Origin of the sequence: Roseimicrobium gellanilyticum (genome assembly GCF_003315205.1) — a bacterium.
GTDB classification, from domain to species: domain Bacteria; phylum Verrucomicrobiota; class Verrucomicrobiia; order Verrucomicrobiales; family Verrucomicrobiaceae; genus Roseimicrobium; species Roseimicrobium gellanilyticum.
In genome coordinates, this window is sequence record NZ_QNRR01000002.1 from 526,203 (window position 1) to 541,631 (window position 15,429).

The window sequence follows — 15,429 nt, forward strand, 5'->3', positions numbered from 1 at the left end:
GGAAATGGTGCCCCGTGCCAGCCAGCACCGAACCCCATCGCGGGCTCTTCAGCAAGCTCCGCTCGAGCGTCCGCGACGGGTTGCGGGGCCTCGATTTTTGACTGATACCGGCTGTTACCGCGCTTTTCCAAGCTCACGTCGGCAAAGGGCAGGGGAGAGGGGAGCGTCAATTTCGAATGGACATGCTTCAGAGCCTTTTCGCTGAACAGCGAGCGAGCATTCCTAAGATGGGAGGTTACGCTGTTGACCGCGCGTCGGCGCGGCATCCGGAGCTGCCTCTCTCTTTTCAACATACGAGAGCTTCCATCGCTGGACTTCATTCGATGAGAATATGCTCTGCGGCACCGCGTCGACCTTCGAAACCCAAGCTTTGCGCCCTCCTTTTTTTGTAGTCAAACCGGGACATTAGAATTGGACGGCCTTTCTTGTCCCTCAGGGCCATCCCATCGGCTCCCAAGGCTGGTTGGTCGCAAATTTCTGCAATTTCGCTGGCGATGAGTCGGAGAGCTTGCGCATAGACGCTGAAAGTGGAGGACCGAATGCCGGCAGTAGCGCGCACTTCCGTTCAGGTGAGTAGTGTTGTGCATTTGTTGTGCAATCTCGCTGCTCATTCTGGTTACGCAGAGTTCTCTTAAAAATACTCACGATGACGCTGGTTCCCTTGTGAAATGGACCAGAGGACGTGTCACGAGTATTTTTAAGGCATCTCAAGGAAACATGCCGGCGAAAGACTACGGATCAGAAGGTTTCAGGTTCGAATCCTGACGGGTGCGCTTTTCATCCTGAGGACAATGCTCAAGATTTGGCATTGAATTACTTCTCTGGCGAGGCACGTTCGAGGCACATTTCGTGTGCCTGACGCCAAAGACATACCCGATCTACGAAAAGCGACATGCCAGCGGCAACGTGGGATAAGTATTCCCGCTATGAGCACGCCCAGCCCAAAGAGGCCCGGTGCAGTTGCCAGACCCGGACGAAATTGAAAAGGACTTGGTGAAACTCAAAACCTGGCAGACTGAGTTTTCGGCACGGACAATTCAATGACCGCCAGCTTTTTACTCTCGTAAGACCGCGGTATCAAAAGTGGTCGATGTATCAAAGCTCTTCTGCCGGCAGGAAGGTGTAATGTCTCCATTGAATATCCTGTAGGCGCGAGAATCTCCGCGGGCACTCTCCTTGTGAGCCACTAATTAGGTGCTAGAAAGAAGAGTGAAAACATCACGGTTGGGTTTCCTTCCAGTGTTTCCAGATCATTACCATCGCGGCCGTGTCCAGCTTGGAGTATTGGAGCAGGGCCTTGCGCCTGACGGGCTGGGTTGGCATAAGAGGACAGGACATGTTGGACGCGGCCGAGATTTTAGGTGAAGGTGGCGCCAACACTTCATGGAATTTGTCTGGTGACGCAAGCGAGAGCGCGGTTAGTATTCATGGGGAGGGTGGTCCAGTGAGTGTGAACTTTAGAGTAAAAGCCAAGGTGAATGTCTTGGGATATAAGTGCCAAAACGAGATTTTCCGGCTCACGACTCAAATCGCAGATGAAAATGGGAACCCATATACAACGCCGAACTGGGACGCTACAGTACCGCTGATGAATTTTGCGAATTGACTGAATCGTATGATCCTGATCAAGGCCCGCCGCCATTATCGCAGGCCGATTCGATGGCTTCCATACGAAGTCGCCTCGGAAAACGTCTTGGAGTTCGCGCCTGGAATGGTCGAGTTTAAATTTGAGGAACGAAAGGTCATCTTCTATGATGATTCAACAGTTTCTTCGATTGCCTCACTCGACACCGCAACAGATGCTCGCTTCGTCAGATCTTATTCGGGTCGCATCACAGGTGATAATTTTGAACTGAATGTTTGTTCCCAGAGGGGCCTTCTCGCAGCCTGTGATTGAAATACGGCTATTGGAAGGAGGCAAACCGGAAGCGGAATGGGTTAAGCAAAAAATTGAGATCAAAACAGAATATTCTTTTCCTGGGGAAATCTACTGTCATTACAATCGCACAGAGGACTCGCTTGATTCGCTTGATGTGACGTTTGATCCCAAGTTTGAAGATTTAGCCCGTGTAGTGAGCATCGTCCTCTTGAGTCACATGGAAGATTTGTTTTCGCTGATGAAGGGGTGAGAGTTGGGGGCATTCCTCAATTCTTATTATCCCCATGAACTAGAATAAGCAACGAGTCGATCAAGAGCTTGATTGCCAAGCGAGTCATCAATGACGTTTTGGATGTAAGCGTCACGCCAAGCGGCGGTGGAGGCCGGTTGATTTTTGGCGCACGTTGGTGCGACGCGACCATAAGTGTCGCGGCCGAGACCAATGCCGGCTACTCCCATGCCGAGCCCCAATCACTCAGTGAGCCAGTGGACCTGATTGCCTCGCTGCGCCGTGGCTACGCTACTCTTTATACCAGCGTGCTTTGTAAACTCGCATGCCTGGGAACGCCAGGCGACTTGCGGGATTGAGGAGACTCACGTGATGTGTCCACCAACTTTCTTCAGGGACGGTGTAGAGGTATTGCCCATCGACCGTCATGCTCAGGCTCTTGATATTCGGTGCATCAGGAAAGCCATCGATTTTTGAGAACTTTGCAGTGTCGAGATCAAACCTCCACGCTCCGGTATGCTCGGTGAGGAAAAAGCTCTTTTGATCAGGCGAGAGGGTCAGGTCGTGCCCGCTCTCTCCTGGAATCTTCCACTCGTGAAGACGCTTGAGGGTGGTGCCCTCCAACTTGTACTCCCGCAGCACATCGAAGCCGAGAGCGAACAGGGATTGACGCCCTTCATGCCAGACCACGCCGTGAGCGGAGTGCAGTTCGTCCGTGAATACCGGACTATTCCCCTTGGCCGGGTCGAAGAGCATCAGCTTGTTGCCTTCCGCATGTGTGGAAGCAGCCGCGACCAGCAGTCCTCCTGGCAGCAGTTCAATGGAGTGGGCGTTGGGCACCGAGGCATGAAACAGCGTCTTGTTCTTCTCCACATCCCACACGGCTACGGCGCCTGAAGAAGAGGAGATCAGCAACTGGCTGCCTCCTTGAACCGCCTTCACGTCATCGACGGAATTGAATTTTCGTTTTCTGAACTCTTCTGGCAGATCCTCGACGAGATGCGCATCCCACGTCCATACGATATGAGGTGTCGTTCCTTTGGACGAAGTGCTGTCTATGAGGTGGATTCTGCTGTCGCCGCATACCAGCCATGACCGGGCGTCATGCCGCGTCGTCTGTGCGTGAATGGGAGAGAAAGTGCTGGTGATGAACAGCAGCAGAGCGAAAAAGAGAAAGTGCCTTTGCATGGATGGGATTGTATCAGCTCAAGGGTGGATGTGTTTTCCCAATACCCGCGGCGCCGAAGACAAAGGTCAGTACGGCGACGATGATTGCTAACCTGGAGTACGCGACGAGGGAAGAAAGCATGATGGGAGATTTCATTTGTCAGTGGTCTTGCCGGTTTGGTCTTGAAGGAACTTCATCAGTGTCACGGCAAGGTCTCGTCCAAACTCGCGTGCCGACTCGGCGTTCACTTCGCAGCCGTTGGCATTGGCGTAGGGAATTTCCACGGTGCAGCCGAGAAGAGTGTTCGGCAGAGACCGCGCCCAACCGGAGCTGATGGGAGCAGGTTGAGCTGTGATCTTGTTGTAACCAGAGCCGAAGCGTAGATTGCCTGACTTGCGATAGAGGATCGGGCCCTGCTGCTCACGTTCGAGATGGGTGCAGAGTGCATCAAGGCGTCCGGCCTGGATCTTGTCCTCTGGCTCCAGAAAATGCAGCACCTCGTGGATGTCATTGCGGAGGGCCGGATCATGCAGGTCCAGGAACACCATGGGCCGCCCTGCGCTCCATGCGGGCAGCCGTTCCTTGAGCGCGGCGACTTCCGGATACCGCGGCACGTTGGTGGCGTAGTCGCGATTGTGGTCGAAGGGTGAGCGGTTCTTCCCCTGGTCGCCATCTTCAACGCCATCAACATCCATGAAGGGAACGAAGAGAAACTCCGCATGCTCCCGCAGCCAGCGTCCCGCCGCATCGTCCGCCAGGGCTCCTTCCATCAGGCCTTCCAAGGTGTAGCTGGCCATCATTTCGCAACAGTGATGCCGTGCGGTAATGGCGATGGCGTAGCGAGCCTTCTTTGCCGGGTCGCTGACTCGAATCAAGGGAACCTCGCGGCTTTTGCGTGTCTTGGTGAGCTGCTCAAGGTGGAGGAATGGGTTGCCCTTGTGCCTCTGCAGGCACCGGTCCAGGTCACCCTGCACGTAGGGCATGCCTACGGAGAAGCGGACGTCGTGGGCCTTCGGGGGAAAGGCAAAGGAGAACGTGCCATCCTGCACTACGTCTGCTCCGAGCCACTTCCAAGATTTCCCTGCATCGACACTGACGCCCGGGCCGCGTACGCCGATGTTGGCCTTGTCGAACACAAAGGTCAGGGTGCGACCTGCCGCGCCCGTGACCCGGAAGTACCAGTAGAACCAGGGGACCATGCTGTCCCGCTTGTCTGGAGCGAGGTGGATGGTGTCGCCATCCACCCTGGCCACGAGGACGTTTCCACCGGGGAAGCTGGCATCAATCGCAAAGGACGGTGCAGGAGAACGCGCCTGACCATGAACCACCAAGGGTAGGAGAGCGACTATGTAGAGGATGAGCAATTTCATACAAAACGCATCAAAGGATCGTCCATGAATGAAGAGTCTATCTGGCATTCTGCCATGGCGCCGCCTTTCTTATGGAGTCATCCACCTTGGGATTCCCGCTAGACCCCACCTGTCTGGACGTTTTATGCTATTGCCCCCATGAGCCGCTCTTCTCTGGTTGCCCTTGTTCTCGCCACCCACGTCGCCATGCCTGTCTTTGCGGCAGAGGGACCCATTCGCTTCAATCGCGATGTGCGGCCCATCATGTCGGACACATGCTTCCACTGCCATGGTCCAGACAAGAACTCACGCAAAGGAGGGTTGCGGCTGGATATTCGCGAAGAGGCGCTGAAGCCGGGCAAGTCCGGCGCGATTCCCATCGTCCCCGGGAAGCCGGAGGAAAGCGAGATCGTCACGCGCATCTTCACGAAGGATGCTGACGATCTGATGCCGCCGGATGACGCGCACAAGGAACTCACCGCCGCACAGAAGGAAATCTTCCGCCGCTGGGTGGCAGAGGGTGCGGTGTATGAAGCGCACTGGGCCTACACACCCCTGGTGCGGCCCGCGGTGCCGAAGATTGAGGACGCGCGTTTCACGATTCACAATCCCATCGACGCTTTTATCGCCGAGAAACTGATCGAGAAAAAGGCGGGCCCATCCTCGCAGGCGGATGCTCGGATGCTGGCGCGTCGCCTGTCTCTGGATATCACGGGGCTGCCGCCATCACCCAAGCAGGTGGGTGACTTTGTAAAGGCCGCCGCGGGCAAGTCGCCTTCGGAAGTTGATGCCGCCTACGACGCCCTGCGTGAGAGTTTCTTCAAGTCGCCGCACTACGGCGAACGAATGGCGGTGTGGTGGCTGGATGTTGCGCGGTTCACAGACACGGTCGGTTTCCATGGAGACCAGAACCAGCGCATCTTCCCGTATCGCGATTATGTGATCAGCGCGTTCAACAAGAACAAGCCCTTTGACCAGTTCACAAGGGACCAGCTTGCCGGCGATCTTTTGCCAAACCCGACGACAGAGCAGCTCGTGGCTTCCGGGTTCAATCGCCTGAACATGATGACCCGCGAAGGTGGGGCGCAGCCGAAAGAGTATCTCGCAAAGTATGGCGCAGAACGCGTGCGCACCGTGGGAGGCGCGTGGATGGGAGCCACGCTCGGCTGCTCCGAGTGTCACGACCACAAATTCGATCCTTTTACCGCAAAGGACTTCTATGCGATGCAGGCCTTCTTTGCAGATGTGAAGCAGTGGGGCGTGTACTCCGACTACGGCTACACGAAAAACCCCGAACTCAAGGGCTGGAGCAACGACTATCCCTTCCCGCCGGAAATCGAAGTGGTGAGCCCCTACCTCAAGAAGCGTGGCGAGAAGCTGCATGCCGGGATGATGGCTGTCGCGAAGAAGGCGCTGGCAGCGGTGCCGCAAGAACAGTTTGCAGCGTGGAAGAGTGCATCGCAGGAATTCCTTGCGCAACACCAGAAGGGTTGGGTCACACCCGCACCGCAGGTGACGGTGAGCGAGGCGCCGGTTGCGGACAAAAAGAAGAAGGACGCACCCGCCAAACCCGCGCCCAAGAAGGATGGTGCTGCCGCGGAGAAGCCCAAACCCGAACTGCCGCAGCCCGTGGTAGAGGAGGGAAGGAAGATCGTCTTCAGCGGAAAAGCAGCCGACACCACGAAGGTTTCACTAAGTGTCACGGGTCGTGTCGCTGCGGTGTGGCTGGAGCTTTTGCCGGATGCGCGTCATGGCGACAGCATCCTGCGTGGCGGGGCGAAGGATACCTCGTTCACAGTGAAGCCTGCCATCAGTGTGCAGCGTAAGGGTGCCGACAAGGCGGCTGCGGCAACCATTGCCTATGCGACTGCCACCCATGAAGATCCCCAGTACAGCAGTACGGTGCAACAGCTCAATCTCCGCGGCGGCTGGAAGACCTCATCCAAGGAATGGAATCAGCCGCAGGCCTCTGCATGGATCCTGGACACGCCGGTGACCCTGATGGAAGGTGATACACTGCATGTTACCATTCCCGGGAACATGGCCGGGGTCATGCGCGTGTCAGTTTCTCCCTTTGCTCCCCTCAAGCCGCTTGGCAGGGAATGGGGCGCCAAGCTCGCGGAAGCTCTGAAGCTGGAGCAGCTTTCCGACGAGTTGGCTGAGCTGTATCTCACCTCTACAGGCACCGACCGCGCAGCCATCACGGAGTACCGCAAGCTGCACAGCGAGTGGCTCGCCTGCCGTGACGGCAAGACCTGGACCATGGTCACCAAAGCGATGGATCCGCTGACAGTCCGTATCCTGCCACGTGGCAACTGGATGGATGAGACTGGCGAAGTCACGCCGCCTGCAGTGCCGGAGTTTCTGCCTGCCACCTTCCGTCCGGAGAAGGACAAGCCCCAGGCGACGCGCCTGCAGCTCGCAGAGTGGCTTTGCTCAAAGGAGAATCCACTCACGCCACGTGCGACCATGAACCGGCTGTGGAAGCAGTTTTTCGGCAACGGCCTCTCCATAGTGGTGGATGACCTTGGAGCTCAGGGAGAACCTCCCAGTCATCCGGAGTTGCTCGACTGGCTGGCGTGCGAGTTCCGCGACAGTGGCTGGGACATGCAGCACATGATTCGCCTGATGGTGAGCTCCAGCACGTATCGCCAGAGCAGCAGCCTTCGTGCGGACATGCGCGAAGTGGATCCGGCCAACCGCCTGCTGTCCTCGCAGAATCCGCGGCGTCTTGATGCGGAGTTCGTGCGGGACAATGCCCTCGCGATCTCAGGTGCGTTGAACCGCGACCTCGGAGGACCCAGCGTGAAGCCCTACCAGCCTGCCGACTACTATGAGAATCTGCAGTTCCCAGACCGCAATTACATCGCGGACGCGGATGACCGTCAGTGGCGCCGCGGGGTTTACATGCACTGGCAGCGAACTTTCCTGCATCCCATGCTGGCCAACTTCGATGCGCCCATGCGTGATGAATGCACAGCGTTGCGAAACAATTCCAACACACCCCAGCAGGCGCTCACATTGTTGAATGACCCCACCTTCGTGGAAGCGGCACGGGTGTTTGCGGTCCGGCTGCTGGAGGCGAAGTCGACCGACCCTGCCAAACCTCTGGATGATGCCGCACGGCTCAATCGCGCTTTCATGCTGGCGGTAAGCCGTCCCGCGAAGAAGGAGGAGCGCGAGTCCTTGCTGGGCTTCCTGAATGCGCAGCGCGAAGCCTTCAAGGCAAACACCGCCGACGCAGAGTTATCGCTGAAGGTCGGCTTGAAACCTGTGCCCGCAGAGCTGGACAAGGCAGAAGTGGCAGCGTGGACCTCCGTCTGCCGCGTGATCCTGAACCTGCACGAGACCATCACCCGCTATTGATTGATTTCATCCTCCAAGCTTTTCCAGGTGAATCCCATGAACTTTGATTTTCAGAGCTACGATCGCGGATTGAAGCGCCGGGCGTTTCTGCATCAGTCGGCGTATGGTCTCGGAGGCATCGCTTTTGCGTCGTTGCTGAATCGCGCAAATGCCGCTGCGACTCCCGAGAGTGCCCGCTGGAATGGCGTGCTGGCCAAGCCGCATGCGCCAGTGCGCGCACGCCGTGTCATCCATCTTTGCATGGCAGGAGGTCCATCCCATCTGGAGACCTTTGACTGGAAGCCGAAGCTCAAGGAACTGGATGGCAAAGCCTTCCCTGAATCCTTCACGAAGGGGCAGCAACTTGCGCAGCTCCAGGGTGCGGAGCTCAAGGCGCGTGGCGCTTTCTGCGGTTTCGCGAAGTATGGGCAGACGGGGAATGAGATCTCGGATCTTTTCCCGCACATGGCAGGCATTGCGGATGATTTGTGCATTGTCCGCTCCATGCAGACGGAGCAGATCAATCATGACACGGCACATGCCTTCATGAACACGGGCTCCATCATCAAGGGACGTCCGAGCATGGGCTCGTGGCTCCTGTATGGCTTGGGATGTGAGACAGAAGAGTTGCCCGGCTTCGTGGTGCTGACTTCGGCGGGCAAGACAGGTCAGCAGCCCATCTCTGCACGTCAGTGGTCGAGCGGTATCCTGCCCAGTAAGTTCCAGGGAATCCTGTTCAACTCGAAAGGAGATGCCGTGCACTATCTGGGCAATCCCGAGGGGGTGTGCCAGAGCACGCAGCGCCAGATTGTCGAGGAGGTGAAGCGGCTCAATGGCATGCTGGCGGAGGAGCGCATCGATCCGGAGATCCAGACGCGCATCGCACAGTACGAGATGGCTTTCAAAATGCAGAGCTCCGTGCCGGAACTCACCGACATGAAGAACGAGCCGCAGCACATCCTCGATATGTACGGCGTGAAGCAACCAGGGGATGGTACCTTCGCCAGCAACTGCCTGCTGGCACGTCGCATGGCGGAGCGTGGGGTGCGCATGATCCAGCTCTATCATCGCGCGTGGGACCACCATGGCGGCATTGAGGACGGCATGAAGTCCGCGGCCGCAGATGTGGACAAGGCCACTGCGGCGCTCATCAAGGACCTGAAGCAGCGCGGTCTGCTGGATGACACGCTCATCCTGTGGGGTGGGGAGTTCGGCCGCACGCCGATGGGGCAGGGCAGTGGCCGCGACCATCACATCCTCGCCTTCAGTGTGGCCATGGCTGGTGGTGGTGTGAAGCCGGGCACCTATGGCGCTACGGATGAGCTGGGCTATCGCGCCGTGGATGACGTGGTGCACGTGCATGATCTACACTCCACGATGCTGCGTCTCATGGGCATTGATGACAAGCGGCTCACGGTGAAATTCCAGGGGCTGGATGTGCGTCTCACCGGCATCGCGGGCCATGTGGTGAAAGGGATCATGGCGTAAGGGCGTTTTGCAGTGCCGCCAACCAATATGCGACTGCTGCCTTCTGCTTTAGTGTTCCTTTCCGTTTCATACGGATCACTCGGTGCCGCGATCGATTTCGCCCACCAGATCGTGCCGGTGCTGCGCGAGCACTGCGCGGATTGCCACCTCGGCGACAAGAAGAAGGGTGGCTTCTCCATGAATACCCGGGAGGACCTGCTCGCGGGTTCGGAGAATGGCGCGGTGCTCTCCTTGGGGAAAGTGGAAGGACACTTGCTCATTGAAGTGCTCACCACAAAGGACAAGGATGTCCAGATGCCGCCCAAGGGGGCGCGCGTGCCGGAGGAGAAGATTGCGCTGCTGCGCAAGTGGATTGAGGAAGGCGTGCTCTGGGAAGATGGCTTCACCTTTGGAAAGTCCGCCTATGAACCGCCATTGAAGCCGCGTCTCCCCAAACTGCCGCCCGTGGTGGATGGACGCACCAATCCCATTGACCGCATCCTCGACAAGTACCTTGTGGATCACAAAGTTCCACGTCCCAAGCCGCTGAATGACGCGGGATTCATCCGTCGGCTCACGCTCGATTTCGTGGGAGTGCTTCCTACGTCGGCGGAGGTCGATGCCTTCGTGAATGACAAGAAGGCGGATAAGCGGGCTCGCCTCATCAAGAGCACGCTGGAACGCCGTGTGGACTACGCGGAGCACTGGCTCACCTTTTGGAATGACCTGCTTCGCAATGACTACGTGGGCACGGGCTACATCGACGGCGGTCGCAAGCCCATCACAAACTGGCTGTACCAGGCGCTCGTGACGAACAAGCCGTATGATCAGTTCGCCCGTGAATTGCTTTCACCCACGCCGGAGTCAGAGGGCTTCATCTTTGGCATCAAATGGCGCGGTGGGGTGAATGCCAGCCAGGTACGGGAGGTGCAGTTTTCCCAGAGCATTTCGCAGGTGTTCCTGGGCATCAACATGAAGTGCGCCTCGTGCCACGACAGCTTCATTGATCGCTGGAAGCTCGATGAGGCTTATGGGCTCGCGGCGATCTACGCGGAGCAGCCGCTGGAGATCAATCGTTGCGACAAGCCTACGGGACGAACGGCGCAGGCCGCGTGGATCTTTCCCGAGCTGGGCACCGTGGATGCGAAGGCTCCGCAGCCGGAACGTCTGAAGCAACTCGCGAGGCTCATGACTCACCCGGAGAATGGCCGCTTCACCCGCACCATGGTGAACCGTCTCTGGCACCGCCTCATGGGACGTGGCATTGTGCATCCGGTGGATGCGATGGGCACGGAGCCGTGGTCCGAGGATCTGCTGGATTACCTCGCATCTTATCTGGTGGAGCAGAAGCATGACCTGAAAGCCGTGCTGGCGCTCATCGCAGGATCGCAGGCTTATCAGTCAGAATGCGTCACCTCTGCGGAAGGAAACGAGGTCTCGCACTATGTGTACCGTGGTCCCATCGCCAAGCGACTGACCGCGGAGCAGTTTGTGGACGCTGTGTGGCAAATCACCGGCACTGCTCCTGCGGCGGCGCACAAGTCCGTGGTCCGTGGCAGGCCTGAGCTGGGGGTGAAGCCCGCTGGCAGATGGATCTGGGCCAATGCATCTGGCCACGCTGAGGCGGGCGAGACATTGACTTTCCGCAAGATGGTCGAGGTGAAGGGCGCGCCCACGAGCGCGAGCGCCGTGATCTCCGTGGACAATGGCTATGAGATCTTTCTAAATGGTGCTTCGCTCGGGAAGGATGAGGATCTCGGCACGGCAGAGGTGGTGTCTTTGGGAGGGCTGAAGCCGGGCAAGAACTACGTTCTTGTGGTGGCAAAGAACGCCGGCAATGGGCCGAACAAGGCGGGTGTGTATTTCGAAGCCAACGTTGTGCTGCCGGGCGGGAAATCACAGGCCATCACCAGCGATGGCACATGGGAATGGTCCAGGTCGCTGCCGGATGCCAAGGGCAAATTTGCCAGGGCTCCCGAGGATTGGCAGCGTGCACATGTCGTGAAAGCACAACAGACCTGGGATGGTTTTATGCCCAGCATCACCCAAGCGCTGGGCCGTGCTCACGCAAAGGCGCCAGAGCGTGTACGTGCCTCGGTGGTGCAGAGTGATTTGCTCCAGCGTGCGTTGGGGAGGCCCAATCGCGAACAGATCGTCACCGTGCGCCCTGAAAATCTCACGACGCTTGAGGCCATCGATTTGGCCAATGGGAACATCCTCGCTGGATTGTTGAAGCGCGGCGCGGTGGATCTGCAGCAGAGGTATCCGGCCACGCCTGAGCTGGTGCAGGGAGTGTTTCGCAAGGCGCTGTCGCGCGCTCCCACGCCGGATGAGGCCGCCTTGCTGATTGAGATGGTTGGCGGGAAGCATGAGAGCCAAGGGGTGGAGGATATGTTGTGGATGCTCATGCTTCTTCCCGAGTTTCAGTTTGTCCGGTAAGATTGCACTTCCTGCCCAGTTTGATCCTTGTAGCCTGCTGCCGCCATGCATCCCTATTCTCCGGATTTCCAAGCTCATGCCGCAGGGCGCGTGTTCACTCATGGTGAGAAGCGGGAGACGCGACGTGCGTTCCTCAAGGCCTTGAGCGCGTCTACGCTCGCCGCACTCATGGCGCATGAGCCTCGACTGCTGGGTGCGGCGTCCACTCCGGGTGCGAAGCTCGTGAATCCCACGGCAAAGGCAGACTGCTGCATTCTGCTCTGGATGGGCGGCGGCATGGCGGCGCCTGAGACCTGGGATCCGAAACGGTATCTGCCGTTCGAGGTAGGACTTCCGGTCGAGAAGATTCTGAGCACGTTCCCTGCGATTCCCACGGCGGTGGAGGGACTGCAGATCAGCCAGGGGCTGGAGCATTGTGCCGGCGTCATGGATCGTGCCACGCTCATCCGCTCGCATGTGCAGCCGGATTTGGGGAGCATCCTGCATTCGAGACATCAGTACCACTGGCACACCGGTTACGTGCCTCCGCAGACGGTCGCAGCTCCCCACATTGGCGCCTGGATGGCGAGGGTGCTCGGTCCGCGTAACCAGGTCATTCCGCCTTTCATCAACATTGGCCAGAGGCTTGAAGGGGTGGGGGAGCAGGAGGAATTGAAGGCCTTCACCACCGGTGGATTCTTCGGCGCGGAGTTTGGTCCGTTTAACCTGCCGTACCCTGAGGAGGCGGCGCGTTCGGTGAAGCCGCCGGAGGGCATGGAGCCGGGGCGTTTTGCGAATCGCTACAAGGCCTACCGCAAGCTCATCGACAAGAATCCGCATCGTGAATTCATGAGCGACTACCAGCAGGAGTCGATGCTCCGCAGCATGGAGAGCGCGCAGCGTCTGCTGAGCTCACAGGACAAGGACGCCTTTGATATCTCACTTGAGAGCAAGGAGACCATCGCTTCTTACGGCGACAGTCGCTTTGGCAGGGGCTGCTTGCTGGCGCGTCGTCTTGCGGAGGCTGGAGCGCGCTACATCGAAGTCACCACCGAGTACGTGCCCTTCCTGCATTGGGATACGCATGAGAATGGTCATGAAACCGTGAAGCGACTCAAAGGAGAGGTGGATCGCCCGATTGCCCAGTTGGTGAAGGACCTTGAGTCGCGAGGCCTGCTGGAGCGGACGCTGGTGATCGTAGCCAGTGAGTTCAGCCGCGATATGATGATCGAAGGTGTCCCCGGATCGGAGGCCAGAGACCAGAGCCGTGCAAAAACGGACAAGTTGCAGGAGATGAAGCACTATGGACTGCATCGCCACTTCACCGGAGGAACTTCCGTGGTGATGTTCGGCGGTGGGACAAAGAAGGGGTATGTGCACGGCGCGACTGCGGACGAGCGTCCCCTGATCGCGGTGAAGGACCCGGTGAGCATCATGGACCTGCATGCCACCATTTTCACCGCCATGGGAATCAATCCCAAGACCGCGTATGACGTGGAGAAGCGTCCCTTCTACGCGACGGAAGATGGCCATGGGAAGCCGGTGATGGGTGTGTTTGCGTAAAGCTGCGGATCAGCATGCGTCCCCCAATAGGAAGTCGGGTCTCCTGACCGGACAGCGGTCGGCGGGTTCCTGCCCGCCAATCATCCTTCGCATCGGCGAAGAACTCAAGTTTGCCATGATCGCGCGTGAGGCTCCCTGAGGTGCCTTCGGACGAAAAGGATCCGTTGGCGGTTCGTCTTGGTTTCACACAAGGACAAGGAATACTTGCGAAGAGGGTGGCACGCACCGCGAACCCCTCCCAACACTCCCCACTCAGTCTCTGAAGTTCCTCTGCGTCTCCGTGTCTCTGTGTTGAATCCAATGCACACCAACACGCCCATCACCCCGGAACCAACCAGCCAAACACTTCCCCGCATGCATTCAGGACGTTTCCTGAAAGTGATGTCCAAACCCTCCGTTACCGTAGCCACCATCACCCAGCACGTTCGCCTACCATGATGTTCCCTATCAAACGAGTTCTTTTCCTCTCGTTCGTCCTGCTCACGTCGAGCATCGCGGCACTCCATGCCGCCGACCGCTCCACGACCCCCAACGTCGTGCTCATCTTCTGCGATGACCTTGGCTATGCGGACATCGGTTCCTTTGGAGCCAGGGGATATACTACGCCGAATCTCGACCGTCTCGCGAAGGAGGGGGTACGCTTCACAAATTTCCACGTGAGCCAGGCGGTGTGCTCTGCCTCGCGTGCAGCACTCATGACGGGGTGCTACAACAACCGGATTGGCATTCACGGAGCCCTCGGGCCGGGCGCGCAGGTGGGTATCAGCAAGGATGAGGTGACCATGGCAGAGCTTTTCAAGCAGAAAGGCTATGCCACGGGAATGTCCGGCAAATGGCACCTGGGTGATGCGCCGCAGTTCCTGCCCGTGCACCATGGCTTCGATGAATACTATGGCCTGCCATACTCGAATGACATGTGGCCATACCATCCTGAAATGATGGCGAACCTCGCCAAGGCCGAAGCAAACGCGAAAAAGGTCAACGCCAAGAAGGGGGAAGAGCCGAAGAAGCGCAAGGGCTTCCCACCGCTCCCGATGATTGAAGGTGATAAAGTCGTCGATCCGGAAGTGACGCCAGAAGAGCAGGAGCAGCTCACCACGCAATACACGGAACGCGCGGTGAAGTTCATTGAGAAGAACAAGGACAAGCCTTTCTTCTTCTACCTCGCACACTCCATGCCGCATGTGCCGCTCTATGTGAGCAGCAAATTCAAAGGCAAATCGGAGCGTGGTGTCTTCGGCGATGTGATCATGGAGATCGACTGGTCCGTGGGAGAGGTGATGAAGGCTCTGGAGAAAGCTGGAATCGAGAAAGATACTATCGTCATCTTCACCAGTGACAATGGTCCGTGGCTTTCCTATGGCACGCATGCAGGTTCCTCGGGATCTCTGAAGGAAGGCAAGGGCACCTCATGGGAGGGGGGCATTCGTGTGCCATTCATCGCGCGCTGGCCTGGGAAGATTCCGGCGGACTCCGAGTGTCGTGAGCCGGCGATGACCATCGACCTCTTCCCGACCTTTGCGAGGATCATCGGGGCCTCCCTGCCTGGCCATAAGATCGATGGTCTGGACATCACGCAGATGCTGGAGAGCCCCAAGGATGCGAAGTGCCCCCATCCCTTCTACTTCACCTACTACGCCAACAACCAACTCCAGGCGGTGATGGGCGGCCAGTGGAAGTTGGTGCTGCCTCACACCTATCGCACCCTCGGCGGCAAGCCGGGAGGTGATGGCGGAAAGCCAGCGCAGTACACCAATGCTCAAGCTGAGCTTGCCCTTTACGACCTCTACAATGACGCTGGTGAAACCATGAACGTGGCGGACAAGCACCCCGAAGTGGTGGCTCGGCTGCAAGGCTACGCCGAGAGTGCGCGCGAGGACCTCGGTGACTCCCTGCACAAGAGAGATGGCACCGGAACTCGTGAGCCCGGGAGGCGGGCTCCGCAAAAGGCACAGGGGAAGCAGGAGGCCGCAGGAAAGTAGTCTGCCAAAAAGTAGTCCGCCGAGCCTCG

General features: G+C 58.2%; 9 protein-coding genes. 7 read left to right on the forward strand and 2 right to left on the reverse strand.

Annotated elements, in window-relative coordinates; translation table 11 throughout:
• Window positions 1–1,336: 1,336 nt before the first annotated feature.
• Both DES53_RS32840 and DES53_RS07360 read left to right on the forward strand, forming a co-directional pair.
• Window positions 1,337–1,606: a hypothetical protein gene (locus tag DES53_RS32840; RefSeq protein ID WP_170156933.1), complete on the forward strand. Its 270-nt coding sequence runs from the start codon at window positions 1,337–1,339 to the stop codon at window positions 1,604–1,606.
• A 250-nt stretch (window positions 1,607–1,856) separates the two neighbouring features.
• The gene (locus tag DES53_RS07360; protein WP_113957588.1) at window positions 1,857–2,129 is read left to right on the forward strand and encodes a hypothetical protein; all 273 of its coding nucleotides are present in this window, start codon (window positions 1,857–1,859) and stop codon (window positions 2,127–2,129) included.
• A 270-nt stretch (window positions 2,130–2,399) separates the two neighbouring features.
• Here DES53_RS07360 and DES53_RS07365 read toward each other — a convergent pair whose 3' ends face one another.
• Together DES53_RS07365 and DES53_RS07370 are read right to left on the reverse strand one after the other, a co-directional pair.
• On the reverse strand, window positions 2,400–3,296 hold the full coding sequence (locus DES53_RS07365) for a DUF6528 family protein (RefSeq protein ID WP_113957589.1): 897 nt from the start codon (window positions 3,294–3,296) through the stop codon (window positions 2,400–2,402).
• A gap of 132 nt (window positions 3,297–3,428) precedes the next feature.
• The gene (locus tag DES53_RS07370; protein ID WP_170156934.1) at window positions 3,429–4,646 is read right to left on the reverse strand and encodes a M14-type cytosolic carboxypeptidase; all 1,218 of its coding nucleotides are present in this window, start codon (window positions 4,644–4,646) and stop codon (window positions 3,429–3,431) included.
• Window positions 4,647–4,784: 138 nt separating this feature from the next.
• Here DES53_RS07370 and DES53_RS07375 point away from each other — a divergent pair, with 138 nt between their 5' ends.
• The 5 genes from DES53_RS07375 to DES53_RS07395 all read left to right on the forward strand — a co-directional run bounded on the left by DES53_RS07375 (window position 4,785) and on the right by DES53_RS07395 (window position 15,400).
• Window positions 4,785–7,991 (forward strand): PSD1 and planctomycete cytochrome C domain-containing protein, encoded by a 3,207-nt coding sequence (locus DES53_RS07375; protein ID WP_245958111.1) that lies wholly within the window; start codon window positions 4,785–4,787, stop codon window positions 7,989–7,991.
• A 36-nt stretch (window positions 7,992–8,027) separates the two neighbouring features.
• On the forward strand, window positions 8,028–9,458 hold the full coding sequence (locus DES53_RS07380) for a DUF1501 domain-containing protein (RefSeq protein ID WP_113958124.1): 1,431 nt from the start codon (window positions 8,028–8,030) through the stop codon (window positions 9,456–9,458).
• A gap of 27 nt (window positions 9,459–9,485) precedes the next feature.
• Window positions 9,486–11,876 (forward strand): DUF1549 domain-containing protein, encoded by a 2,391-nt coding sequence (locus DES53_RS07385; protein ID WP_113957591.1) that lies wholly within the window; start codon window positions 9,486–9,488, stop codon window positions 11,874–11,876.
• A 45-nt stretch (window positions 11,877–11,921) separates the two neighbouring features.
• The gene (locus DES53_RS07390) at window positions 11,922–13,418 is read left to right on the forward strand and encodes a DUF1501 domain-containing protein (protein ID WP_113957592.1); all 1,497 of its coding nucleotides are present in this window, start codon (window positions 11,922–11,924) and stop codon (window positions 13,416–13,418) included.
• A 434-nt stretch (window positions 13,419–13,852) separates the two neighbouring features.
• Entirely contained in the window at window positions 13,853–15,400 is a 1,548-nt protein-coding gene (locus DES53_RS07395) for a sulfatase family protein (RefSeq protein WP_113957593.1), read from the forward strand.
• The last annotated feature ends 29 nt before the right edge of the window (window positions 15,401–15,429 follow it).

What these genes read in the sequence shown, in the direction of transcription:
- DES53_RS32840 (WP_170156933.1), top strand. Translation starts at nt 1,337, where the DNA reads ATGTTGGACGCGGCCGAGATTTTAGGTGAAGGTGGCGCCAACACTTCA.
- DES53_RS07380 (WP_113958124.1), top strand. Translation starts at nt 8,028, where the DNA reads ATGAACTTTGATTTTCAGAGCTACGATCGCGGATTGAAGCGCCGGGCG.
- DES53_RS07375 (WP_245958111.1), top strand. Translation starts at nt 4,785, where the DNA reads ATGAGCCGCTCTTCTCTGGTTGCCCTTGTTCTCGCCACCCACGTCGCC.
- DES53_RS07360 (WP_113957588.1), top strand. Translation starts at nt 1,857, where the DNA reads ATGTTTGTTCCCAGAGGGGCCTTCTCGCAGCCTGTGATTGAAATACGG.
- DES53_RS07370 (WP_170156934.1), bottom strand. Translation starts at nt 4,646, where the DNA reads ATGAAATTGCTCATCCTCTACATAGTCGCTCTCCTACCCTTGGTGGTT.
- DES53_RS07385 (WP_113957591.1), top strand. Translation starts at nt 9,486, where the DNA reads ATGCGACTGCTGCCTTCTGCTTTAGTGTTCCTTTCCGTTTCATACGGA.
- DES53_RS07365 (WP_113957589.1), bottom strand. Translation starts at nt 3,296, where the DNA reads ATGCAAAGGCACTTTCTCTTTTTCGCTCTGCTGCTGTTCATCACCAGC.
- DES53_RS07395 (WP_113957593.1), top strand. Translation starts at nt 13,853, where the DNA reads ATGATGTTCCCTATCAAACGAGTTCTTTTCCTCTCGTTCGTCCTGCTC.
- DES53_RS07390 (WP_113957592.1), top strand. Translation starts at nt 11,922, where the DNA reads ATGCATCCCTATTCTCCGGATTTCCAAGCTCATGCCGCAGGGCGCGTG.